29 protein-coding genes are annotated in these 22769 nt (G+C 65.0%); 16 read left to right on the top strand and 13 right to left on the bottom strand.

Annotated features, from left to right (window positions below):
• From BMI87_RS08945 to BMI87_RS08900, 10 genes are all read left to right on the top strand, one after another.
• The gene (locus tag BMI87_RS08945; RefSeq protein ID WP_078520829.1) at positions 1-567 is read left to right on the top strand and encodes a hypothetical protein; all 567 of its coding nucleotides are present in this window, start codon (positions 1-3) and stop codon (positions 565-567) included.
• A 96-nt stretch (positions 568-663) separates the two neighbouring features.
• Complete coding sequence (locus BMI87_RS08940) at positions 664-1269, top strand: glutathione peroxidase (protein WP_168175179.1); 606 nt, start codon at positions 664-666, stop codon at positions 1267-1269.
• A gap of 197 nt (positions 1270-1466) precedes the next feature.
• Complete coding sequence (rpsA, locus tag BMI87_RS08935; RefSeq protein WP_078520828.1) at positions 1467-3146, top strand: 30S ribosomal protein S1; 1680 nt, start codon at positions 1467-1469, stop codon at positions 3144-3146.
• A gap of 301 nt (positions 3147-3447) precedes the next feature.
• Positions 3448-3735 carry an integration host factor subunit beta gene (gene ihfB / locus BMI87_RS08930; RefSeq protein WP_075774953.1) on the top strand — a complete coding sequence of 96 codons (288 nt, stop codon included), beginning with the start codon at positions 3448-3450 and terminating at the stop codon, positions 3733-3735.
• A 6-nt stretch (positions 3736-3741) separates the two neighbouring features.
• Positions 3742-4098, top strand: a complete 357-nt coding sequence (locus BMI87_RS08925) for a lipopolysaccharide assembly protein LapA domain-containing protein (protein WP_152844360.1) — start codon at positions 3742-3744, stop codon at positions 4096-4098.
• Position 4099: 1 nt separating this feature from the next.
• Positions 4100-4780 (top strand): phosphoribosylanthranilate isomerase, encoded by a 681-nt coding sequence (locus tag BMI87_RS08920; protein WP_078520827.1) that lies wholly within the window; start codon positions 4100-4102, stop codon positions 4778-4780.
• A gap of 113 nt (positions 4781-4893) precedes the next feature.
• The gene (gene trpB / locus BMI87_RS08915) at positions 4894-6126 is read left to right on the top strand and encodes a tryptophan synthase subunit beta (RefSeq protein ID WP_078520826.1); all 1233 of its coding nucleotides are present in this window, start codon (positions 4894-4896) and stop codon (positions 6124-6126) included.
• A 139-nt stretch (positions 6127-6265) separates the two neighbouring features.
• The gene (locus BMI87_RS08910) at positions 6266-6799 is read left to right on the top strand and encodes a PepSY domain-containing protein (RefSeq protein ID WP_078520825.1); all 534 of its coding nucleotides are present in this window, start codon (positions 6266-6268) and stop codon (positions 6797-6799) included.
• A gap of 82 nt (positions 6800-6881) precedes the next feature.
• Positions 6882-7391, top strand: a complete 510-nt coding sequence (locus tag BMI87_RS08905; RefSeq protein ID WP_078520824.1) for a hypothetical protein — start codon at positions 6882-6884, stop codon at positions 7389-7391.
• Positions 7392-7421: 30 nt separating this feature from the next.
• Positions 7422-7949 (top strand): LuxR C-terminal-related transcriptional regulator, encoded by a 528-nt coding sequence (locus BMI87_RS08900; protein WP_078520823.1) that lies wholly within the window; start codon positions 7422-7424, stop codon positions 7947-7949.
• 37 nt (positions 7950-7986) lie between these two features.
• Here BMI87_RS08900 and BMI87_RS08895 read toward each other — a convergent pair whose 3' ends face one another.
• Positions 7987-8880, bottom strand: coding sequence for a LysR family transcriptional regulator (locus BMI87_RS08895; protein WP_078520822.1), 894 nt, complete (start codon positions 8878-8880; stop codon positions 7987-7989).
• 127 nt (positions 8881-9007) lie between these two features.
• Here BMI87_RS08895 and BMI87_RS08890 point away from each other — a divergent pair, with 127 nt between their 5' ends.
• Positions 9008-9412, top strand: a complete 405-nt coding sequence (locus BMI87_RS08890; RefSeq protein WP_078520821.1) for a DoxX family protein — start codon at positions 9008-9010, stop codon at positions 9410-9412.
• A 12-nt stretch (positions 9413-9424) separates the two neighbouring features.
• A complete protein-coding gene (locus BMI87_RS08885; RefSeq protein WP_078520820.1) occupies positions 9425-10228 on the top strand; it encodes a VOC family protein in 804 nt (267 codons plus the stop codon).
• 44 nt (positions 10229-10272) lie between these two features.
• On the opposite strand, the gene BMI87_RS08880 is transcribed toward BMI87_RS08885, so the two are convergent.
• The 3 genes from BMI87_RS08880 to BMI87_RS08870 all read right to left on the bottom strand — a co-directional run bounded on the left by BMI87_RS08880 (position 10273) and on the right by BMI87_RS08870 (position 12134).
• Positions 10273-11337, bottom strand: a complete 1065-nt coding sequence (locus BMI87_RS08880) for a 5-(carboxyamino)imidazole ribonucleotide synthase (protein WP_078520819.1) — start codon at positions 11335-11337, stop codon at positions 10273-10275.
• Positions 11330-11815, bottom strand: coding sequence for a 5-(carboxyamino)imidazole ribonucleotide mutase (purE, locus tag BMI87_RS08875; RefSeq protein ID WP_078520818.1), 486 nt, complete (start codon positions 11813-11815; stop codon positions 11330-11332). Before purE ends, BMI87_RS08880 begins: the two co-directional genes overlap by 8 nt.
• A 100-nt stretch (positions 11816-11915) precedes the next feature.
• Positions 11916-12134: a YdcH family protein gene (locus BMI87_RS08870; RefSeq protein WP_078520817.1), complete on the bottom strand. Its 219-nt coding sequence runs from the start codon at positions 12132-12134 to the stop codon at positions 11916-11918.
• Positions 12135-12366: 232 nt separating this feature from the next.
• Between BMI87_RS08870 and BMI87_RS08865 the strand changes: the two genes are divergently transcribed.
• On the top strand, positions 12367-12777 hold the full coding sequence (locus BMI87_RS08865) for an Hsp20 family protein (protein ID WP_078520816.1): 411 nt from the start codon (positions 12367-12369) through the stop codon (positions 12775-12777).
• A gap of 23 nt (positions 12778-12800) precedes the next feature.
• A complete protein-coding gene (locus BMI87_RS08860) occupies positions 12801-13028 on the top strand; it encodes a DUF1150 family protein (protein WP_078520815.1) in 228 nt (75 codons plus the stop codon).
• A gap of 33 nt (positions 13029-13061) precedes the next feature.
• On the opposite strand, the gene BMI87_RS08855 is transcribed toward BMI87_RS08860, so the two are convergent.
• The 7 genes from BMI87_RS08855 to BMI87_RS08825 form a co-directional block, all read right to left on the bottom strand.
• Positions 13062-13499 (bottom strand): paraquat-inducible protein A, encoded by a 438-nt coding sequence (locus BMI87_RS08855; RefSeq protein WP_078520814.1) that lies wholly within the window; start codon positions 13497-13499, stop codon positions 13062-13064.
• Between the two features lie 36 nt (positions 13500-13535).
• Positions 13536-14309 carry a DNA repair protein gene (locus BMI87_RS08850; RefSeq protein ID WP_246832019.1) on the bottom strand — a complete coding sequence of 258 codons (774 nt, stop codon included), beginning with the start codon at positions 14307-14309 and terminating at the stop codon, positions 13536-13538.
• Between the two features lie 127 nt (positions 14310-14436).
• Entirely contained in the window at positions 14437-15183 is a 747-nt protein-coding gene (locus BMI87_RS08845) for an ABC transporter ATP-binding protein (protein ID WP_078520813.1), read from the bottom strand.
• On the bottom strand, positions 15180-15971 hold the full coding sequence (locus BMI87_RS08840; RefSeq protein WP_078520812.1) for an ABC transporter permease: 792 nt from the start codon (positions 15969-15971) through the stop codon (positions 15180-15182). Before BMI87_RS08840 ends, BMI87_RS08845 begins: the two co-directional genes overlap by 4 nt.
• Positions 15968-17017: an alanine racemase gene (gene alr / locus BMI87_RS08835; protein WP_078520811.1), complete on the bottom strand. Its 1050-nt coding sequence runs from the start codon at positions 17015-17017 to the stop codon at positions 15968-15970. Before alr ends, BMI87_RS08840 begins: the two co-directional genes overlap by 4 nt.
• Before the next feature lie 69 nt (positions 17018-17086).
• Positions 17087-17815 carry a hypothetical protein gene (locus BMI87_RS08830; protein ID WP_146681540.1) on the bottom strand — a complete coding sequence of 243 codons (729 nt, stop codon included), beginning with the start codon at positions 17813-17815 and terminating at the stop codon, positions 17087-17089.
• Between the two features lie 20 nt (positions 17816-17835).
• A complete protein-coding gene (locus BMI87_RS08825) occupies positions 17836-18591 on the bottom strand; it encodes an RNA methyltransferase (RefSeq protein WP_078520809.1) in 756 nt (251 codons plus the stop codon).
• Positions 18592-18691: 100 nt separating this feature from the next.
• Between BMI87_RS08825 and BMI87_RS08820 the strand changes: the two genes are divergently transcribed.
• Together BMI87_RS08820 and BMI87_RS08815 are read left to right on the top strand one after the other, a co-directional pair.
• Entirely contained in the window at positions 18692-19309 is a 618-nt protein-coding gene (locus tag BMI87_RS08820) for a thiamine phosphate synthase (protein ID WP_078520808.1), read from the top strand.
• On the top strand, positions 19309-19983 hold the full coding sequence (locus BMI87_RS08815) for an AAA family ATPase (RefSeq protein WP_078520807.1): 675 nt from the start codon (positions 19309-19311) through the stop codon (positions 19981-19983). The genes BMI87_RS08820 and BMI87_RS08815 overlap by 1 nt, the downstream gene beginning before the upstream one ends.
• Before the next feature lie 108 nt (positions 19984-20091).
• Here BMI87_RS08815 and BMI87_RS08810 read toward each other — a convergent pair whose 3' ends face one another.
• Together BMI87_RS08810 and BMI87_RS08805 are read right to left on the bottom strand one after the other, a co-directional pair.
• The gene (locus BMI87_RS08810) at positions 20092-21465 is read right to left on the bottom strand and encodes a cytochrome P450 (RefSeq protein WP_078520806.1); all 1374 of its coding nucleotides are present in this window, start codon (positions 21463-21465) and stop codon (positions 20092-20094) included.
• Entirely contained in the window at positions 21462-22739 is a 1278-nt protein-coding gene (locus BMI87_RS08805) for a hypothetical protein (protein ID WP_078520805.1), read from the bottom strand. Before BMI87_RS08805 ends, BMI87_RS08810 begins: the two co-directional genes overlap by 4 nt.
• Between the last annotated feature and the right edge of the window lie 30 nt (positions 22740-22769).

Below are 22769 nucleotides of genomic sequence, written 5' to 3'. Positions count from 1 at the left end.
ATGCTGCGCTGGGTTCTCCTCTCGCTGGTTCTTGCAACGCAGGCCACCGCCGAGGGGCGCCCGCAGGGCCTGCTGTGGAGCGAGACCGACCTGCCGCGCACCATGCCGCTGCAGATCAAATCCGCCCCGGATCGCGATCTCTATATCGTGCTGCGCGATGCCAAGACCGGGCAGGACGTGATGGGCGCCTATGCGCAGGGCGGTGAATTCTTTCGCCTGCTGGTGCCGCCGGGGCGGTTCGAGGTGCAGGTGGCGCTTGGGCCTGCGGAGGACTGGGAGGGCGGTGCTGTGCTGTTCGGTCCCGAGACGGAAAGGCTACGTCTGGACCCGCCGCTCGATTTCGGGGTCACAGGCTATGCGCGGAAAGGCGGCCATCTGATCGATCTGCGCGATCTCGGCGATATCGGCCAGAAAAGCCTTGGAATTTGCCAGCGCCTCGCGCTCGATTTCGACAGCGTGAACACTGCGCCGGAGGCGGTGCGCCCCGGCGTAAAGCCCCGTGATCCCATGGAAATACCGGAGTTCCCGGAGCCGAAATACCGCCGCGTCGACCGCATTTGCGATTGAAGAAAAGGGACGCGTGAAATATATCTTCACAAAGTGGTGAACTTTTTCCCCGACTCTCGCGTTGGGTATTGGTGGATGTATTTCGAGGGTGGACCGATGCGCTTGTCCCTGATTTTGGCCTGCATGCTGTCATGCGTGTCCTTTGCGACCGTTCCGGCACGCGCCGACGGCCCGGCCGCGACGCCTGAACCGATCGCGGTGAAAGCCCGGTCCGCGATGCCGGTGCCGGGGGATCTGTCATTCGATCTGGTGGAGGGCGAGACGGTCTCGCTCGCTGATTTCCGCGGCAAGGTCGTGCTGGTGGTCAATACTGCCTCGAAATGCGGTTTCGCCCCGCAATTTACCGAGTTGCAGGAAATGTCCGAAACCTATGGCCGCGACGGTCTGGTGATCCTCACCGTGCCGTCGAACGATTTCCGGCAGGAACTCTCCAGTGCCGAGGAAGCCAAGCGCTATTGCGCGCTGACTTTCGGGGCCGAATTGCCGATGGCGCAGCTCGCCAAGGTGAAGGGGCCGCAGGCGCATCCGTTCTATCGCTGGATGCGCGAAACCGAGGGGTTCGAGCCGAGCTGGAACTTCAACAAGGTGCTACTGGGCCGCGACGGCTCGGTGATCGCGACCTATCCCGCCAGCGCAGAGCCCCTTTCGACCTGGATGCTGGGCGACGTCAAAGCCGCTCTCGCCACCGCGAGCCGAGGCTGAGCGAAAGGCGCTCGCGCCCTGCCTATGACGCAATAAATGCTTGCGATACTGGCCGATCGCGCCTATATGGGCGCGGTCTGAGACAGGTTGGGACTCACCCGACCCGTATGCTATTGCAGCACGGACATTCCAACGAAAGACCGGCGGAGCCAACCGCAAGGCCAGAAAACCGAAGATGAAAAGGAAAATCTGAACGCATGTCGCAAAATGCAACCATGGACGAATTCGAAGCCCTTCTGAACGAGAGCCTCGAAATCGACACCCCGAACGAAGGTTCGGTTGTTAAAGGCAAGGTCATCGCCATCGAGGCGGGCCAGGCCATCATCGATGTCGGCTACAAAATGGAAGGCCGCGTCGAACTCAAAGAATTCGCCAACCCCGGCGAGGCTCCGCAGATCGAAGTCGGCGACGAAGTCGAAGTGTATCTCGACCGTGTCGAGAACGCTCGCGGCGAAGCCGTTATCTCGCGTGAGAAAGCCCGCCGCGAAGAGGCATGGGATCGTCTCGAAGCAGCTTACGCCAAAGAAGAGCGCGTCGAAGGCGCCATCTTCGGTCGTGTCAAAGGCGGCTTCACCGTCGATCTGGGCGGCGCTGTCGCGTTCCTGCCCGGCTCGCAAGTGGACGTGCGCCCGGTGCGCGACGCTGGCCCGCTCATGGGTCTCAAGCAGCCGTTCCAAATCCTCAAGATGGACCGTCGTCGTGGCAACATCGTTGTCTCGCGTCGTGCGATCCTCGAAGAGAGCCGCGCCGAACAGCGCGCCGAAGTCATCGCGAACCTCTCCGAAGGTCAGGTCGTCGATGGTGTGGTCAAGAACATCACCGAATACGGTGCGTTCGTTGATCTGGGCGGCGTCGACGGTCTGCTCCACGTCACCGACATGGCATGGCGCCGCGTGAACCACCCGTCCGAGATCCTGTCGATCGGCGAGACCGTCAAGGTTCAGGTCGTCAAGATCAACAAGGAAACCCACCGCATCTCGCTCGGCATGAAGCAGCTGCAGTCGGATCCGTGGGACTCGGTCGAGTCGAAGTTCGCTCTGGGTTCGGTGCACACCGGCCGCGTGACCAACATCACCGACTACGGCGCTTTCGTCGAGCTGGAGCCGGGTGTCGAAGGTCTCGTGCACGTGTCCGAGATGTCCTGGACCAAGAAGAACGTCCACCCCGGCAAGATCGTTTCGACGAGCCAGGAAGTCGACGTCATGGTCCTCGAGATCGACACCGCGAAGCGCCGCGTCTCGCTTGGCCTCAAGCAGACCATGCGCAACCCGTGGGAAGTCTTCGCAGAGACCCACCCGGTCGGCACCGTCATCGAAGGCGAAGTCAAGAACATCACCGAATTCGGTCTGTTCGTTGGCCTCGAGAACGACATCGACGGCATGGTTCACCTCTCGGACCTCAGCTGGGAACAGCGTGGCGAGGATGCGATCCAGGACTACCGCAAAGGCGACATGGTCAAGGCCGCTGTCACCGAAGTGGACACCGACAAGGAGCGTATCTCGCTCTCGATCAAGGCGCTCGACGCCGACACGTTCTCCGATGCCGTTGACGGCGTGAAGCGTGGTTCGATCGTGACCGTGACCGTGACCGCGATCGAAGACGGTGGCGTCGAGGTGGAATACAACGGCATGAAGTCGTTCATCCGCCGTTCGGACCTCGCCCGCGATCGTGCCGACCAGCGCCCCGAGCGCTTCCAGGTTGGCGATCACGTCGATGTCCGCGTGACCAATGTCGACTCCAAGACCCGTAAGCTGGGTGTGTCGATCAAGGCGCGTGAGATCGCTGAAGAGAAAGAAGCCGTGGAACAGTACGGTTCGTCGGACTCGGGTGCGTCGCTGGGCGACATCCTGGGTGCCGCGCTCAAGGGCGACCAATAAGAGATCGAGCCGCTTGGCTCAACGAAAGGCCCCGCCGTTTGGCGGGGCCTTTTTCGTTCCGCAAAAGCTTGGCGATCTGCGACGACGATTCGCGCAACGGGTGACGCGTGGGCGGGCGAAGCGCTGAATTTCTGCGTTTGCGAAGGCGCTTCCGTCGGCGGCAGACCGCTAGGGGCTCGATTTTACGTGGATTTTCCGGGTCTTTGCTGTTCCGCGTTGCAACGATTGGTCCTATAATTACGAAATGACGCATGTAAGAGCCGGGGGACACCCGGCCAAGCCCGTGGGGGGAGATAACAAGATGATCCGCTCTGAGTTGATCACCAAGATTGCCGAGGAGAATCCGCATCTCTACCAGCGGGATGTCGAAAAAATCGTAAATACGATCTTCGACGAGATCACTGAGGCGCTGGCCTCGGGCGACCGCGTCGAACTTCGTGGGTTCGGGGCCTTTTCCGTCAAGAAGCGCGACGCGCGCACCGGTCGGAACCCGCGCACCGGCGAGGCGGTTGAGGTCGAGGAAAAACACGTACCCTTCTTCAAGACCGGTAAGCTGCTGCGCGACCGGCTGAACGGGAAAGAGGAATAAGAGCTAATGATTCGAGCGCTTCGGCTGCTGTTTCTCGGTCTGCTCGCCGTGGTCCTGATCGGGCTGGCGCTGGCCAATCGTCAAATCGTCACGCTGCGGGTGCTGCCGCTCGAGGCGGGCAGCTTCCTCGGCTGGGACTGGGCGGTTCAGGTGCCGTTGTTCCTCGTGATCCTCGCGGGCGTCCTGCTGGGCCTTCTGATCGGCTTCGTCTGGGAATGGGCGCGCGAGTCGCGTCTGCGCCGCAATGCCCGCCAGTCGGACCGCAAGGCACGCAAGCTCGAAGCGGAGGTTCAGACCCTGCGCCACGACAAGACCGGCCCGAAGGACGACGTGCTGGCGCTGCTCGAACAGCCCTCGCGCTGAGATGCCGACCGTCGCCATAGACCGCAACGCGCAGGGTCTCGCCCGCGTCAAGATTTGCGGGCTGCGCAAGGCCGAAGACATCGCCGCCGCCGTCGAGGCGGGCGCGCGCTATGTTGGCTTCGTCTTCTTCGCCAAATCCCCCCGCCATCTGGAGATCGCCGAGGCGCGCGCGCTGGCCCAGGAGGTCGAGCCCGGCATCGCCAAGGTCGGTCTGGTGGTGAACCCGAGCGATGAGCTTCTCACCGAGATCACGGATGCCGTGCCGCTCGACATGATCCAGCTTCACGGTTCGGAGACGCCCGAACGCGTGACGGAGATCCGCACGAAATTCGGCCTGCCGGTGATGAAAGCCGTGGGCGTGGCCGATGCCGCCGATCTGCCGAAGATCGCGGAGTATGAGGCGGTGGCCGATCAGATCCTGCTCGACGCCAAGCCGCCGAAAGAGGCGGAGCTTCCGGGCGGCAACGGGCTGTCCTTCGACTGGCGGCTGATCGCCGGGCGCACCTGGGAGAAACCGTGGATGCTGGCCGGCGGGCTGACGCCGGAGAACGTGGCCGAGGCGATCCTGCTGACCGGCGCGCGGCAGGTCGATGTTTCCTCGGGCGTGGAGAGCGCGCCGGGCGTCAAAGATCCCGAGAAAATCCGCGCCTTCATCCAGGCGGCCCGTCAGGGCGCGGCCTGAGCGCCGACGGACCCCACGCAGACGCGAGTATTTTTGGCCAGATGCAGGGGCGGGGATTTATCTCGCCCCGCTTTGACGCTAGACCGATCCTCACGAATAGCGCGAGGTGTGCCATGGCTGACGATCTGATCAATTCCTTCATGAATGTGCCCGACGAGAACGGGCGGTTCGGCATTTTCGGTGGCCGCTTCGTGTCCGAGACGCTGATGCCGCTGATCCTCTCGCTCGAAGAGGAATACGAGAAGGCCAAGACCGATCCCGATTTCTGGGCGGAGATGGACGATCTCTGGAAGCACTATGTCGGTCGCCCGTCGCCGCTGTATTTCGCGCCCCGCATCACCGAAGAGCTGGGCGGCGCGAAAATCTATCTCAAGCGCGACGAGCTGAACCACACCGGCGCGCATAAGATCAACAACGTGCTGGGGCAGATCCTGCTGGCGCGGCGCATGGGCAAGACCCGGATCATCGCCGAGACCGGCGCGGGCCAGCATGGCGTCGCCACCGCGACGGTCTGCGCGAAATTCGGCCTCAAATGCGTGGTCTATATGGGCGCCACGGACGTCGAGCGTCAGGCGCCCAACGTCTTCCGGATGCGCCTGCTGGGCGCCGAAGTCGTCCCGGTGAAATCGGGCCGTGGCACGCTGAAAGATGCGATGAACGATGCGCTGCGCGACTGGGTGACCAATGTGCGCGACACGTTCTATTGCATCGGCACGGTCGCTGGGCCGCATCCCTATCCGGCGATGGTCCGCGACTTCCAGTCGATCATCGGCAAGGAAGTGCGCTGGCAGCTTGAGGAACAGGAAGGCGAGGGCCGTCTGCCCGACACCGTGATCGCGGCGATTGGCGGCGGCTCGAACGCGATGGGCCTGTTCCATCCATTCCTCGACGACAAATCCGTGCGCATCATCGGGGTCGAGGCCGGCGGTCACGGCGTCGACGAGAAGATGGAGCATTGCGCCTCGCTCACCGGCGGGCGTCCGGGCGTGCTGCATGGCAACCGAACCTATCTGCTGCAGGACGAGGACGGGCAGATCCTTGAAGGGCATTCGATCTCGGCCGGGCTCGACTATCCGGGCATCGGTCCCGAGCATAGCTGGCTGCACGACACGGGCCGCGCGGAATATGTGAACATCACCGACAAGGAAGCGCTGGAGGCGTTCCAGTTCTCCTGCCGTCTTGAAGGGATCATCCCCGCGCTGGAGCCCTCGCACGCGCTGGCCCACGTGATGAAGATCGCCCCCGATCTGCCCAAGGACCATATCATCGTGATGAACATGTGTGGCCGCGGCGATAAGGACATTTTCGCGGTCGCGAAGCATCTCGGCTTCGATATGGACGCATAAACTCAGGTTTACGGCGTACAACCTGAGGTTTATTGCTCCTCCATAACCCAATTGGCAATGGACCGGCGGGCGTTGTCCGCCGACCCTTTGCTCCGACGTCGCAGCCCGCGGCGGACAATTGTTCCGGAGGAGATAGAAGATGAAAATGAAATCCACCCTCGCCGCGCTGGCGGCTCTCGCGGTCTCGGCGCATATGGCACAGGCTGAAGTGTCCACGGACGGTATCGCTGCCGATCTGCAGGCCAATGGCTTCACCAATGTCGAGATCAAGGTCGGCCCGACCCAAGTGAAAGCCGAGGGTTACAACCCGAACGGCACCAAGATCGAAGTGGTCTACGACCGCGCCACCGGCAAGATCCAGAAGCAGGAAATGTCGCGCACGCGCGCCGGCTATGACATGACGCAGGGCGTCAGCGTCCGTCAGCAGTCGGAAGATTTCTACGACGGCAGCGACGACGACCATATGGACGATCACGGCGACGACCATTCGGGCAGCGACGATCACATGGATGACAGCCACGACGACGACCACACCACGTCCGATTCCGATCACGGCTCGGATGACGGCGGCTCGCATGAGAGCGGCTCTGACGATGGCGGTTCGCATGACAGTGGCTCCGACGGCGGCGGGTCGCATGACAGCGGCGACGACGACGGTGGCGACGACGACTGATCCGAACGGACTTGCCCGGTGCCATGTGCGCCGGGCATAATCCTCTGAAATGCCGCGTTCGCGCGCGGAGGGAGTTTTGCCGATGAGACTGCGCAGAGATCTGGCGATAGCCGTGTTGATCGGCGCGCTGAGCGTGCCCGTGGTGCCAGGGCTCGCGCGGGCCGAAACCGCGAGCGAAGCGGTCACCCGGCAGCTCAAATCCTACGGCTACCAGAATATCGATGTGCACCGGACCTTGCTGGGCCGCGTGCGCATCACCGGCACCCGCAAGGGCGTCGAGCGCGAAATCGTCCTCGATCCGCGCAGCGGCGAGATTCTGCGCGACCTGTCGCGCTCCAGCCGCACCCCGATCCTGAACAATAGCCCTCTGGGCGGCACCGCCTCGGGGAGCTATACCGCGACCTCCACCTCCGACCGCACAACGACGACCTCCGATAGCGACTCCTCCGACGACTCCTCGGACGATAGCAGTAGCGCATCGGGCAGCGACGATGGCGGAAGCCATGACAGCAGCGACAGCGACAGTAGCGGTGGCGGCGGCGGCGACAGCGGTGGTGGCGACGATGGCGGCGGGGAAAGCGACGATGATTGACGCCTCGGACCGACCGGCGGGAGCGGCGCTATGACGTCGCGGCTGCGCCGTGCGGTGTTTGTCGGGGCGATCTTGCTGTTTCAGGCGGTCTGCGCGCTGTTCTTTATCTCCGATATCCTGCTGTCGGTCTTTGGCCTCTATCCCGCGCCGATCAGCTGGCAGAACCGCGAAATCCTCGAACTCGGAGCGGCGCTTGGCCTCATTCTGGGGCTCGCGCTTGGCGCGTTCGCCTTGGCAGGTGCGCTGCGCGAGGGCGCGCGGGCGAAGGCGCGTCTGCGCCGGGCGACCTCGGCTTTTGAGGATCTCCTGGAAGAGCGTTTCTCCGACTGGGGCCTCACGGCGGCAGAGCGTGAGGTCGCGCTTTTTGCGATCAAGGGGCTGAGCACGGCGGAGATCGCAGCGCTTCGCGAGACCTCCGAGGGCACCGCCAAGGCGCAAAGCGCCGCGATCTATCGCAAGGCGGGGGTGAACGGGCGCGGCGCGCTTCTGAGCCTCTTCGTCGAGGACATGATGGATCAGCGCGCCGAGGGGGCGCAGCGCGAGGATACGGCGGCGTAGCACGGCCTGGCGGCGGTGGTTGCCAAACGCTGAGCGCTCAGGCCCGGAGCGAGCGCGTATCCTCATAGGCGAAATCGATCAGCGCGCGCAGCTTGCGCGGCAGGCGCGGCCCGTCGAGATAGACCGCATGAAGCGGGATCCGCAGCAGCGTCTCGGGCGGAAACAGCGAGACCAGCCGCCCCGCCGCGATCTCCGGCTCCAGCACGAATTCCGGCCCATAGGTAATGCCATGCCCCGCCAGCGCCAGTTCGCAGGCGGCGCGCCCGCTATTGACGCGGATCTGCGCGGGGACGGGCAGGGCGGCGATCTCTTCGCCCGCGCGATGGCGCCAATGCGGGATCGCGCTGTGATTGGTGTCATGGATGCAGCGGTGATCGGCCAGATCGGCGATCTGAGCCGGGCGGCCCGCGCGGTCGAGATAGGCGGGCGCGGCCACGACGCGCATCCCGATCTCGCCCAGCTTGCGCGCCCGAAGCGCCTGATCGCGCAGTTGCCCGATCCGGAAGGCGAGGTCGATCCCCTCGGCGGCCAGATCGGTCGCCGCATCCGAGAGCGTCAAGTCGATCACCAGATCGGGGTGGGGGGCTGCGAAGCGCGCGAGCATTTCCGCCAGATAGACCTCGCCGAAAGTGACCGGCGCGGAGATCCGGAGCACACCCGAAAACCCGCGCGATTGTTCCGACACCGCGCCCAGAAGATCGTCGAGCCCGTCGAGCACGCTTGGCGCCTCGGCCAGCAGACGCTCGCCCGCGGGGGTCAGCCCGATCCGCCGCGTCGTGCGTTGCAGAAGGCGTGTGCCGAGGCGGTCCTCCAGCTCGGCCACGTATTTCGAGGCGAGCCGGTTGGAGATGCCCAGCTGCTCTGCCCCCGCGGTGAACGAGCCCGCGCGGGCGGTGGCGACGAAGGCGCGGAGTTGTTCGGTGATGTCCATCGCTATTCAGAACAAAATGGTAAAAGTCATTCCTGATAATATCCATTTTATTCGCTAACGGAATGGCTAATTTCCTCGCTGTAACGCGAACACACCGCACAGGGAGTGCGGCTACAGGAGATAGACCATGATCGACACCAAACTCGCCCCTTACGGCATCCTCGTCCTGCGCCTTCTGACCGGCGCTTTGTTTCTCGTCCACGGGCTGACGAAGCTGTTCGTCTTCACCCCGGCCGGCACGATGGGCTTCTTTGAATCGCTGGGTCTGCCCGGCTGGCTCGGCATCCTCACGATGGCGGCGGAAATTCTCGGCGGTATCGCCTTGATCACCGGCATCTATGCGCGGATCGTATCCTTCGGGCTCGGGTTCATCCTGCTCGGCGCGGCCTTCACGGCGCATTGGGGCAACGGCTTCGGCTTCTCGAACCAGGGCGGCGGCTGGGAATATCCGGTGATGTGGGCCATCGTGCAATTCGCGCTCGCGGCTCTGGGTGACGGCCTCTATGCGCTGCGCCCGACCAAACTGAAGTGACAGGAGGAGACGATGGCTACCAGTGATGCAAATGTCGAAATCGGCCATGTGACCCTCGTGGTCCATGACCTCCCGGCGGTGGGGGCGTTCTACGAGAGCGTGCTCGGGCTGGAGCGGATCTCGGGCGACGCAACCGAGGCGCGCTACGGCGTCGACGGCAAGGTGCTCGTGATCCTCAAGGCCGACACATCGGCGCGTAAATCGAGCCGGTCGGAAGCGGGGCTGTTTCACACCGCCTTCCTGCTGCCCGAGCGGGCCGATCTGGGCGCGTGGCTGAACCACGCCGCAGAGACCGGCATCCGGCTCGACGGGGCGTCCGATCACCTCGTGAGCGAGGCGGTCTACCTGCACGACCCCGAGGGCAACGGTATCGAGATCTACCGTGACCGCGCCCGCGAAGACTGGCCGCGCAAGGACGGGATGATCGCGATGGTGACCGATCCGATCGATCTGCGCGACGTGATGGCAGAGGCCCGTGGCCCGTGGCGCGGTGCGCCGAAAGGCACGGTGATCGGCCACGTTCACCTTCAGGTCGGCGCGCTCGATCCGGCGGAGCCGTTCTATGCCGAGACGCTCGGCGCGGATGTGATGGCCCGCTATCCGGGGGCGAATTTCCACGGCTGGGGCGGCTATCACCACCACCTCGCCACCAATATCTGGAACAGCCGCGGCGCCAAAGAGCGTCACCAGCCCGCAACCGGTCTGGTCGAGGTGGGGCTGAAGGCGGACGCCGAACCGCTCGCCGCCTTCCGCGAGGTCTATGGCGACAGCGTGGCCGATCCGTGGGGCACGCGCTTCACATGGTCCGCGAAGTGATCGCGACATAAGAGAAAGGCGCCCGCGATGGGCGCCTTTTACATTTACAGGATGTGGTTCACATGGCCCATCTTGCGGCCCGGCTTCACCTCGGCCTTGCCGTAGAGATGCACCTGATACCGCGCGAGCTTCGCCAGTCCCGGCACCCGGTCCATATCGTCGCCGATCAGGTTCTCCATCTCGACATCGCAATGGCGCGAGCCGTCGCCCAGCGGCCAGCCGGTCACGGCGCGGATATGCTGCTCGAACTGATCGACCGCGCTGCCGGCCTGCGTCCAATGGCCCGAATTATGCACGCGGGGCGCGATCTCGTTCACGATCAGCGCGTCGCGTGTGACGAACAGCTCGACCCCCATCACGCCGACATAATCAAGCTTGTTCAGGATCTTGGCCGCCAGCAGAACCGCATCGGTGCGCTGGTTGTCGGTGATCGCGGCAGGCACCAGAGTGGTGCGCAGGATGCCGCCCTCATGCTTGTTCTGGCCCGGATCGTAGCAGGAGATCGCGCCATCCTCGGCGCGCGCGCCGATCACGGAGATCTCCTTGAAGAACTCCACGAAGCCTTCGAGGATCGCGGGCGCGCCCTTCATGTCCTCCAGCGCGGCGGCCGCCTCTTCGGGCGCGTTGATCACCACCTGACCCTTGCCGTCATAGCCGAAGCGGCGGGTCTTCAGGATCGCGGGGCAGCCGATCTCGGCAATTGCCTCCTGCAGGTCCTCGAGATCGTCCACGGCGGCGAAAGGCGCGGTGGCGAGGCCCAGATCGTTGAGGAAGGCTTTCTCGACCAGACGGTCCTGACTGACGGCCAGCGCCTTGCGGTTCGGGCGGATCGGTTTGAGGCTCTCCAGCAGATCGAGCGCCGAGGTCGGCACGTTCTCGAATTCGTAGGTGATGACGTCCACGGCCTCGGCGAAGGCGCGCAGCGCGGCCTCGTCCTCATAGGGCGCGGTGGTCACCGCATGGGCCACGTCGCCTGCGGGCGGGTTCGCGCCCGGCTCGAAGATATGGGTCTTGTAGCCCAGACGCGAGGCCGCGACCGAGAGCATCCGGCCCAGCTGACCGCCGCCGAGGATGCCGATCACCGATCCATAGGGCAGGGGCTCACTCATCTTCCGGCTCCTCTTTGATCGAGGCCGAGAGCTTTTCGCGCCAGTCGTCGAGCCGCTTCGCCAGATCCGCATCCGATACGGCCAAGATCCCCGCCGCCATCAGACCGGCATTGGCCGCGCCCGCAGCCCCGATCGCCATGGTCGCGACCGGGAAGCCCTTGGGCATCTGCACGATGGAATAGAGGCTGTCGACGCCCGAGAGTGCGCGGGTCTGCACCGGCACGCCGATCACCGGCACGCGGGTTTTTGACGCCATCATGCCCGGCAGGTGCGCGGCACCGCCAGCGCCTGCGATGATGACGTGCAGCCCACGCTCCACAGCCGTCTTGCCATAGGACCAGAGCCTGTCGGGAGTGCGATGGGCCGAGACGATCTTCGCCTCGTATTCCACACCGAGTTCGTCGAGAATTTCCGCCGCCTCTTTCATCGTGGACCAGTCGGACTGGCTGCCCATGATGATTCCCACTTTCACGCTCATGACGCCCCCTTTGCAGATGGAGCGCGCACTATAGGAATCTGTGCCGTCGCGGCAAGCCCCGGAGGCGTGCAGGCGCCGATCGGATTGGTCGGAGGTGGGTTCAGGCGATGATGTCGGGGGTGAGCTGGTCTTCGATCCGCGCGATCTCGTCTTTCAGGGCCAGCTTTTGCTTTTTCAGCCGCACAAGGCGCAGCTGATCGGAATGCACGGCCTGCGTGAGCGCCAGGATCGCCTCGTCCAGATCGCGGTGTTCGCGGCGCAGCACTTCCAGTTTTACCCGCAGCACTTCTTCATGATCCATCTCGAGATGGGCGTTCATATCCGTATCGTCCGGTTCTGGTTGCGCAAAATATCATCCGCCCGACTCGGCCAAGGCGGTCAGGTGGGAGGGTCAATATAACAGGTTTCGAACGGGTTAGGAGAAAATTTGCCGTCAGCGTAAATGGTCGGCGGGGTCTTGCAGGGGGCTTCCACGCCGCCCATATTTGATCAGTGGGCTGCCGAAGATCGGGGCCCGAACTTGCAACGTCGCTTGATCAAGGGCTTGCCGAATGACGAAACTGAGTTTTGGCGCACATCCCTACCTGCTGGGCTTCGACCAGCTGGAGCGGTTGGTGGAACGCACCGCCAAGGGATCGGATGCCTATCCGCCGTATAACATCGAACAACGCGGCGAGGATGCGTTCCGCATCACGCTCGCAGTGGCAGGCTTCCGCGAGGAAGACCTCGCGATCACGCTCGAAGACCGGGCACTCGTGATCCGCGGCCGTCAAAGCGAAGAGGACAGCGAACGCCTGTTCCTACATCGCGGGATCGCCGCACGGGCCTTTCAGCGCAGCTTCGTGCTCGCAGAAGGGGTCGAGGTCGCAGCCGCCACGATCGAGAACGGTCTTCTGCATGTCGATCTGAACCGGGCCCCGCCCGATACGATCGTGCAGACCATCCCGATCGAGCGGAAATGAACAGGCAGGAAAGGAAACGCGCAATGAATACGGAATATGATTTCGGCGACAATGCCGAGCATCCCATCGTCTATGTCCGCGAAGTGGCGGTCGTCGATCTGCCCGAGGAAATCCGGGCCGAGCTGGACGATGTCGATCACCTCTATGCGGTGCATGACAGCGATGGCGAGCGGCTCGCGCTGGTGAAGGACCGCAAGCTGGCCTTCTCGCTCGCACGGCAGAACGATCTGGACCCGGTCTCGGTCCATTGATCGGCTGAAAGGACGCGAAAGGCGCCCGGGGGTTCACCCTCGCGGCGCCTTTTTCATTTCCAGATGCGAGATCGCGAAAGAGGCCGCGACGCATCCGGTAAACAGGTACAGCCCCCAGGCCGTCTCGAGCCGCCCGACGCCCACGCCCTTCGCCACCACGATATAGATCGCGATCAGGAAGATGTCGGCCATCGCCAGCTTGCCGAGGATATTGAGCGCGGGCAGCAGGCGCGGCGCGGCCAGATCGAACTGGATCAGCGCGACGCCGATCACCTTCAGATAGGGGGCAAAGAGCGCGAGGAAGCTGACGAGCAGGGCGAGGAACACATCGGTCCGCCACAACGTCTGCAACCCACTGAGCACCGAAATCTCCTCCAGCCCGAAGAAGGGCAACAGCCCCGCGCGCAGAAGCGGCGCGGCCCAGGCGAGGGGGAAGAGTAGCAAGAGCGCCAGATTGGCGTATTTCAGCATCGGCCGGAGCTCACCCCAAGGGGCGCTCAGGCCCCGTTACGACTTGGATTCTTTCTTCGCGATCGGCACCACATTGGGCTGCGGGCCGTCTTCGATTTCGTAGCCCAGCAGCGGCAGGATGTCACGCAGGTCGCGCTCCAGCAGGCTGAACTCGGCGCTGACCTCGCGCTCTTCGGTCTCGACATCGGTCAGCCATTCGCGCAGCTCCGAGCAGGTCCGGCGGGCGACCGAAATCTGATCGCTCAGGGTCTCGGCCTCTTGCTGGCGCTGTTCGAGGAAGGCGCGGGCGCGTTTGACTTTCTCGGCGGAATAGACCTCAGCGAGATCGCGCGATTGCAGGCTCATCTGCGCGGCCAGTTCCAGAAGTTCGGGCTCCAGCCCGCCCAGATCGGGATGCTGGCGCAGATGGGTGATCCGCTCGCGCACGGCGTCGAACTCCCCCGAGAGCGCGAAGACACCCGCGCGGTCGGCATCATGCGCGCTGCGATAGGCGCGGGCCACGTCATCCATGCCGACATGGAAGCGGCGGTGGCTGCCTTCGAGCTTCGACACGCGCGAGCAGGAGGGCAGATAGAGCAACAGGATCAGCGCCAGCAAGGCCGCGCCCACCTGCAGCCAGACACCGAAATCGGGCAGGGCGGTTTCGCCGAATTGCGCCTCGAGGCTGAGCCACGGCATCAGCCCGAGCGAGGCGGCAGCGACCGCGCCGATGGCGGCGAGTGCGGTGACTGCGACAGTGACGGTGAGTGTTTGGCCAATTGCCGCGTTGAAACGGTCTAGATTGGCGCTTCCTACCTGTTCGGTTTGCATGATGTGACCTCCCCCCGGTTCCCATATTGAAGATAGCGGCCAGTTCCGGTCCGAGATTGAGTCTCGTTGGCGGATCAAGCACTTGGGGAGAATGCGCGGAAATTCGCTTGGTTCCGCAGCCTGTGTATTAACGAAGCGTTTCGATCGGCCCTTCGGCGCGCCCGTGGATGAACTGCTGGACGTAAGGGTCTGAAGTTTCGTCCATTTCCGCGATCGGGCCTTCCCAGCGAATTTTGCCCGCATGAAGCATCGCAACGCGGTCGGCAATCGCCCGGACCGAGGACATGTCATGGGTGATGGTCATCGCGGTCGCGCCCATTTCGGTCACGATCTCGCGGATCAGCTCGTTGATGACGCCCGCCATGATCGGATCGAGCCCGGTCGTGGGTTCGTCGAAGAAGATGATCTCGGGCTCTGCCGCGATGGCGCGGGCGAGGCCGACGCGTTTCTGCATCCCGCCCGACAGTTCCGCCGGATACAGGTCGGCTACGTCCGGCGAGAGACCCACGCGGCGCAGCTTCTCGATGGCGATCTCGCGTGCCTCCGCCTTGGGCCGCTTCAGCGCGCCGCGCAGAAGGCGGAAGGCCACGTTTTCCCAGACGGAAAAGCTGTCGAACAGCGCGCCGCCCTGAAACAGCATCCCGAAGCGGGCGAGGAACGCGTCGCGCTCGCCCTCATGCACGTCGACCCCGTCGAGGGTGATCTTGCCGCCATCGGGCTCGATCAGCCCGAGGATGCATTTCAGCAGCACCGATTTGCCGGTGCCCGAGCCGCCGATGATGACGGTGGATTGCCCCGTCGGCACCACGAGATCGACGCCGCGCAGGACGTGTTTCGATCCGAAACTCCGGGTTATGGCGTCAAGGGTGATCATGCCGAGAAGAAGGCCTCCGTCAGCACGTAATTCGCCGCGAGGATCGCGACCGAGGCCGCGACCACCGCCGATTTCGTGGCCCGGCCCACGCCCTGCGCGCCGCGGCCCGAATTCATCCCGTGATAGCAGCCCATCGTGGCCACGATGAAGCCGAAGGCCGCGCCCTTCACGAGGCCCGATCCCACGTCCCAGAATTCAAGGAAGTCCCAAGTGTTCTTGAGATAGGTGGCCGAGTTGAAGCCGAGGCGGTTCACGCCGACCATCCAGCCGCCCATGATCCCGATCACGTCGCCCACGCCGACCAGCATCGGCACGCAAAGCGTCGCGGCCAGCACGCGCGGCACGGTGAGATATTTCATCGGATTGGTCGAGAGCGTGGTGAGCGCGTCGATCTGCTCGGTCACTTTCATCGTGCCGATCTCGGCGGCGATACTCGACGCGACGCGTGCCGCCACCATCAACCCGCCGAGGACCGGGCCCAGCTCGCGCACCATGCCGATTGCGGTGATCGAGGGCACGACCTGTTCGGCCGAGAAGCGCGCGCCGCCCGCGTAGATCTGCAGCGCCAGCGCAGCCCCGGTGAACAGCGCCGTCATCCCCACGACCGGCAGCGACAGCCAGCCGATATTGAGGCACGCAAGCCAGAATTCACGCAGGTAGAAGGGCGGGCGGAGCAGGTGGCTCAGCGTCTCGCCCACAAAGAGCGACAGCCGCCCCGTCGCCGCCATCAGCGCAAGCGTGGCCCGCCCCAGCGCGGCCAGCGGTCGGCTGAGCGCCGCTGCATTCATGCGGTGGGCTCCGCGTAATTCCGGGCATAGCGGGGGCCGAGCGAGGTCAGGATCTCATAGCCAATCGTGCCTGCCAGATCGGCCAGCGTATCGACGCCCTGATGAGGCCCCAGCAGATCGAGCGTGTCGGGCACCGTATCGAGAAAGGTCACATCCACCGTCAGCAGGTCCATCGAGACGCGACCCCGCAGCGGACAGGGCGTGTCGCCCGCGTAAAGCGCGGTGATGTTCGACAGCACGCGGTGGATCCCGTCGGCATAGCCCGCCGAGAGCGTCGCGATTTTGGTCTCGCGCTCGGCGGTCCAGGTGTTGCCGTAGCCCACGGTCTCGCCGGGCTGGACCACACGGGTCTGGATCACCGGCAGCGACAGGGTCGCCACGTGGCGCGCCTCCTCGAAGGGGCGGCCGCCGTAGAGGCCGATGCCGGGCCGCGTCACGTCGAAATGATAATCGGGGCCCAACAGGATGCCGCCCGTCGCCGCGAGCGAGCGGCTCAGCCCCATCCCGTCGGTCATCCGTTTGAATTCGGTCAGCTGCTTGGCGTTCATCTCGTGCTCGGGCTCGTCGGAACAGGCGAGGTGGCTCATCACCAGCTCGATCCCGCGCTCCATCAGCTGCGGGGCGGTGGCCTGCCACTCGGCTGCCTCCATCCCGAGCCGGTTCATCCCGGTATCGAGCTGCACGCCCACGGGGCTGTCGGGGATCGCCTGCAGATGCCGCTGCGCCTGTTCGGCCGAGTTCAGCATCGGGATCAGCCGCGCGTCGCGCAGGAAGCCCGCATCGCCCGCCATATGACCGCCGAGGATGTAGATCCGTGCGTCCTCGCCCAGATGCGGGCGCAGCCTTGCGCCTTCCTCGGCCAGCGCGACGAAGAAGTCCCGCGCACCCGCTTGATACAAAGCTGGGGCCACGCGCCCTGCGCCCAGCCCGTAGCTGTCGGCTTTCACGACCGCCGCCGTGCGCGTCGCCGTGCCCGATTGCGCATCGAGAGCGCGCCAATTGCTGACCACTGCGTCGAGGTCGATATGAAGATTTGCCTGTGCCATGGCCCCTTTTTCTGCGCACACGGCCTCAGGTCAAGGGCAATCCGCGCAAGCCGCGTGCATGGCTGCGTTTCAGGGAAAGCTGCGCCCGTCTTCCAACCGCGCAAGGATGGCCTCCGGCCCGCCCTGATGCGCCTCCCAGATCAGCACGGCGCAGGCGGCCTCGGCGTAAAGCCCGTTGTCGCGCCCGGCCTGCGGCGCCCAGTCGAAAGGCGAGCTGGGCAGGTCGGCGCGCGGCAGCGCTTGACAGCGCTCGATGCCCGAGCCCTGCCCGAGATAGCGCGGATCGTTCGAGACCAGCACCGAGAGCCCCTCGTCGAACCACGCGGGCATCCGACCGCGCACCTGACCCAACACGCCCAGCCGGGCATGGGTCTCGGTATGGGTCAGCTCATGAGCGAGGATCGTCTCGGTCAGCCCGCGCGGGGCCACGCGCACGACGGCCCAAGCCCCGAGCGAATAGGTCACCGCCGCAGCCCCCCGTCCGCCAAGGCGGCGGTCGCAGGCGTCGCTCGTGCAGGCGAGAATGCGGGTATGGGCTTCGCGCGTCGGGTAGAACTGGGCGACGGTGTCGCGCGCCGCATCGACCGTCTCGACCAGATCGCGCCGCTCTGCGCGGCTCATCTCATGTTCGACGAAAATGCCCGGCGCGGCCCGGTCCATCCCGAAACAGCGCGGGCACAGCCCCGCCGCCAGCACCGGGTAGAACCACAACAGCGCGAGCAGACCCAAAAGCCCACCCGCCAGAAGTGCCAATACTGAGACCCGGATCACGCGCCACATGCTGCCAAGATGGCGCAAGCGGCGTCTTTGACCAAGCGTCAGTCGCGCGGGCGGAGAATTTGTCGCAGAGCGCCGTGTAGCGTCTGCACCTCCGAGCGCGTCATCGCGAAACGCGTCCACATGTTGCGCAGGTTGCGCTTCATCATCGGCGCCTTCGCGGGCGGGTGGAAGAAGCCCGCCTCCTCGAGCCGCTGCTCGAAGTGATCGCCCAGCTTCTCGACCTCGACCGCGCTTGCCGGATCATGGCCCGCAAGCCCCGGATCGATCGGCACCGAGTCGAGCGTGTGGCGCGAATACTCATAGGCCGACAGCAGCACCGCCTGCGCGAGGTTGAGCGAGAAGAATTCCGGGTTCACCGGCACGGTGATGATCGCATTGGCGCGCAGGATGTCGTCATTCTCGAGCCCGGTGCGCTCGGGCCCGAACAGCACGCCGACCTTCTGGCCCGCGACGATGCGTTTGCGCGCCTCGTCCATCGCCGCCTCGGGCGTGTAGATGGGTTTGGGCAATTCGCGGCCCCGCGCAGTCGTCGCGAAGACGTAATCGCAATCGGCCACGGCGTCCGCCACGCTGTCATAGACGCCCGCGAAATCGAGCACCTGACCAGCAGCTCCCGAGGCCATCGCGACCGCTTTGGGGTTGGGCCAGCCGTCGCGCGGCTCCACCAGCCGCATCTTGCGCAGCGAGAAGTTCAGCATCGCGCGCGCCGCCGCCCCGATATTCTCGCCCATCTGCGGACGCACGAGGATGAAGGCGGGCTGGGCGGGATCGGGAATTTCGGGCGTATTGGGCATGGGCGGTCCTTTCGCGCCTCTCCTAGTCGCGCAAGCTGGCACTGGCAAGGCCGCGCCGCTTGCGTTAATAGGCGGCCAAGACCCGCAAAGGAGCCTGCCCATGGCCGAAGACCGCCCGCAGATTTACCTGATCACGCCGCCCGCTTTCGACGCCGAGGAATTCGCGCCGAAACTGGCCTCGGTGCTCGATGCGCATGACATCGCCTGCATCCGCCTGTCGCTGGCCAGCCGCGACGAATACGAGATCGGTCGGATCGCCGATGCGATGCGCGAAGTGGCCCATGCCCGCGACGTGGCGCTGGTCATCGAATCCCATGTCGCTCTGGTGGAACGCCACGGGCTCGACGGGGTGCATTTCACCGACGGCGCGAAGCAGATCCGCTACGGCCGCAAGGAGCTGGGTGACGACGCGATCGTCGGCAGCTACTGCGGCAATTCCCGCCATGAGGGGATGAACGCGGGCGAGGCAGGGGCCGACTATGTCTGCTTTGGCCCGATCGGCGAGACCAATCTGGGCACGGCGGAGCCTGCCGAGCACGAGCTGTTCGCCTGGTGGTCGGAAGTGATCGAAGTGCCGGTGGTGGCCGAAGGTGCGCTCACCGAAGAGCTCGTCACGAAATTCGCCCCCGTCACCGACTGGTTCGCCTTCGGCGACGAGGTCTGGCGCGAGGACGACCCGGCTGCAGCTTTGGGACGGTTCATCAAGGCGATGTCGTGATGCCGGATTGGCTCGGCGATAGCGACGGCCCGATGGGCGATCACGGGGCCTTCATGGAGAGCGAGCTGCAGGTGCCGCGCGCCGATCTGGCCTCGCATATCCGCCAGCTTCCGGGCGAGCGGCTGCTGATCGGGCTGGTTGGCGGCCCCGGCGCGGGCAAGTCGCATCTCGCGCATGAGCTGGCCGAGGCGCTCGGGGCGCAATCGGCTATCGTCGCGATGGACGGCTTTCACCGCGACAATGACTGGCTCGACGAACGCGGCTTGCGTAACGTGAAGGGCGCGCCGGAAACCTTTGATACGGAAGGGTTTTTTCAGCTTCTTGCACGGCTGAAATCGAGCCGTCAGGACGAGCCAGTGCCGACCTTCGACCGCGATCTGGACGCGACCGTTCCGGGCGGCGCAAGCGTGCCAGGCTCGGCGAAATACCTTATCGTCGAGGGCAATTACCTGCTGCTGACGCGGCCCGGTTGGAGCGATCTCTACCCGCTCTTCGATCTCACGATCCGCATCGATCTGCCAGAAGAGGTGCTGCGCGAGCGGCTCACTCAACGCTGGCGCGATCAGGGCTGCGATCTGGCCGAGACGCGCCGCCGCGTCGAGGAAAACGACCTGCCCAATGGCCGGACCATCACGCGCGAGAGCCGCGCCGCCGATCTGGTCGTGCGCGACTGATCCCTTCGGCTTGGCCGAAATATCCCGGGGGGCTGGCAAGGCCAGCGGGGGCGGAGCCCCCTCTTTCTTTTGAGATTGTCGCCCTCCGGCGACGGGGGCGGAGCCCCCTCAACGCTCGGAAATCCTGAGGTAAATCCCGTCCTTACCGCGCACCGTCAGATGCGCGACGGGGACCGGTTCGTGGCCCTCGACAGCCTCGAACCGAAACGCCCGCAGCAGCATTGCGAGCAGAAGCGGCCCCTCCGCCATCGCAAACCCCGCGCCGGGGCAGACCCGTGCGCCGGAGGAGAACGGAATATAGGCGCGGCGCTGGCAGGCCTTGCCGTTCTCGGTCTCCCAGCGGCTCGGGTCGAACCCGTCGGGGGTGTCCCAGAGCCGCTCGTGGCGATGCAGGTGCCACGGTGAGATCACCACCTGAGAGCCCCGTTTGACGTCGCGGTTGCGGAAACGCTCCGGGCAGGTCGTCTCGCGCACGAACATCGGCACGGGCGGGTAAAGCCGCATCGCTTCGCGGAAGGTGGCGCGGTTCAACTTCAGCTTGGAAAGTACGGAAAAGTCGCGATTTTCCGCCAGCGCGGTCTCGGCTTCTTCGGCCAGCCGATCCTGCCATTCGGGATGCGTCGCCAGCAGATAGAGCGCCCATGCCAGCGCCGAGGCGGAGGTCTCGTGGCCCGCGAGGAAGAAAATCGCGACCTGATCGACCATCTCGGCGGTGTCGAAGGTCTCGCCGGTTTCGGGATCGGCGGTGGTCATGATCTTGGTCGCCAGATCGTCGGGCGCGGTGCCTGCGGCGATCCGTGCGGCGCGCTCTGTCGTCAGTCGCTCGATCAGCGCGCGGATATGGGCCGCGGTGCGTTTCGTCTCGCGCGCATGGAACCGCGGAAACCAGCGCGGCAGCGGCAGCAGCGCACCGAGATTGACCACCGGGGAGGCGCGTTGATGGCGCTTGAAGGCTGCGAACACGGCGCTGGCGGTAGCATCCTCGATCGGGATCGAGAACAGGGTGCGGAAGATGATATCGGCGGCGACGTGAGAGGTTTCCGTTTCAATATCAATTGGTTCTGCGCCGGTCTTCACCTTCAGACGATCAACGCAAGCGTCGCCCGCCGCCCACATTGCCGGGAAAGTCTCGCGCAGTTTGCCGCCCTCGAAGGCCGGGTCGATTATCCGGCGCTGGCGCTGCCAATGCGCGCCATTGGTGATGAAGACGCTCTCGCGCAGAAGCGGTTTCAGCCCCTCGCGCACACGGTCCGATTTCGGGAAATCCATCGGGCGTTTGTTGAGCACCAGATCGACCAGATCGGGGTCGTTGCACATATAGGAGCGGAAGAACGGCGTGCGGAACTCGGCCATCCACGCGCGATAAAGGCGCGCGGGCTGGGCCGAGAGGATGTCGGATTTGAACAGCCGAAAATAGCGCCAGAGCGACACGCGATCCGGGCGCGGGGTCGGTTTCGGGGGTAGGCGGGACGGTTGGTTCATGTGACGCTCGTGAACCGGTTCGCGGGCGTCGTGATCCGGCTTTTCGACGGGGCGCGGCCGTGGAAGCGTTCGGCCAGTGTCAGCGGCCCGGCGGTCAGGCGGAAATAGTCGTAATCTCCGGGCCGGTCGAAGGCGCAGAGATACTGGAAATGCAGCCGGAAAAAGCGCCAGCGGAGGCTGCGCCACCGCTCGGGGCTGAGCGTCTGGGTGAAGGCGGCGGAGATCACCAGCGGGTGGATCTGGCTCTCTGGGGCCACGCCCGAGACTGCAACCGGATCGCAGAGCGCGAAGGCGCAGCCGTCGCCCGGCGCGGTGACGTCGAGCCAGAACAGCTCGGGCCGGGTGGCGAGGTAGGCGAGATCGGCGCGCAGGCGGGTCGCGCGGGGCAGGTAGCTGACCATCGGGACGACCTGACCGAGCGACAAGAAGGCGAGCGCCGGGGGCTGTCTGCCCCCCGGCCTGACGGCCTCCCCCCGAGGATATTTTTCCCAAGCCGAATTGGGGAGGCGGTTCTCGCGGATCAGATCGGCGAGGATCGAGACGGCGAGATGCGCGCCCGAGGAATGGCCGACAATCAGCACCTCGTCCCAGTCCTCGCGCATCGCCTCTTCGATGCGGGCGGCAAATTCGGCCATGCGGGCTTCCAGCTCGGGCGGGTTCGCGCCGCCCCAGCGCGCGGTGAAGGCGTAGTCATGCATGAGGTAATAGGCGAAGAGCTTGCCGTCCTTGGCGCGGAACCAGCGTAGGGTCAGCGTGAGGATCGCGGCGGCGAGGATGAGGTCTGCGAGCCAATCGAGCGGGAAGCCGGGCAGGAGCGCCAAGGCGAGTGCGGCCGCAACCCAACCGAGGCCGATCCCGATCAGCGCCTGCACGATCAGCGCCACGATCGGGTAGAGCGCGGCGATCACCGGGCCTTTGCGCAGGCGCATCAGCCGGAAGAGCGCGCCGGAGGCGATATAGGCCCAGGCCGTGCGGACCAGTTGCGCGTAGGTCGCGGGGATCGACTTGCCCATCGATGAGCGCACGATATCGGACCAGACCAGTACCTCGACATCGGCGTCGACTTCGGTGCCGTCCTGGGTGGAGGTGACATGCCAGCCATAGGGGCCGCCTGCGCGTTTCGGGGCCAGCGCGATCTCGTAGCCCGAGATGCGGGCCTGGTCTGCGCCTTCCTTGCGGTAGAGCTCGCGGTAGCGGCGGGGATGAATCGGGTCGTAGCCGGGGATGTAGAACACCCGGCGCCTGTGCACCCGCGCTAGAGACCCGCTTGTCATTCACTGCCCTTCCTCGCGGGCAGATTAGCG

Origin of the sequence: Thioclava sp. F28-4 (assembly GCF_002020045.1) — a bacterium.
Classification (GTDB): domain Bacteria; phylum Pseudomonadota; class Alphaproteobacteria; order Rhodobacterales; family Rhodobacteraceae; genus Thioclava; species Thioclava sediminum.
The sequence above is the reverse complement of the archived record's forward strand: the minus strand, read 5'-3'. Positions and strand labels throughout refer to the sequence as shown.